The following is a 358-nucleotide window of genomic DNA, read 5'->3' as shown; positions in this document are numbered from 1 at the left end:
CTCCATAAAACAACCCGCGAATTTGTTAACTGGTGCTTGGAAAATCAAGTCAGGGAAGTCGTGGTGGGAGACGTAGCCGGGATTGAACGTAACACCTCTCCCAAAAAGAAGAAAAACAAGCACAAACGTTCACCCAGACATAACCAGAAAATGTCCCAATGGCAATATGGCCGAACCACCGAATATCTCCAATACAAACTGGCAGCCGAAGGGATAAGCCTGCAAAAAGTAGACGAAGCCTTTACAACACAAACGTGTCCCGTTTGTGGGAGGAGGAAAAGAACCTCCTCCAGAAATTACAGCTGCCTGTGCGGATATCAGGAGCACAGGGATATTCATGGAGCGAAGAACATCTTAA

1 protein-coding gene is annotated in these 358 nt (G+C 46.6%); it reads left to right on the top strand.

The window, feature by feature from the left end; all coding sequences use genetic code 11:
• Window positions 1-358, top strand: a 358-nt coding sequence (locus Ga0451573_RS19025) for a zinc ribbon domain-containing protein (protein WP_231685776.1), incomplete at both ends; no start/stop codon positions are given.

Source organism: Phosphitispora fastidiosa (assembly GCF_019008365.1).
Lineage (GTDB): Bacteria > Bacillota > Thermincolia > Thermincolales > UBA2595 > Phosphitispora > Phosphitispora fastidiosa.
This window is presented reverse-complemented; position numbering and strand designations above follow the sequence as displayed.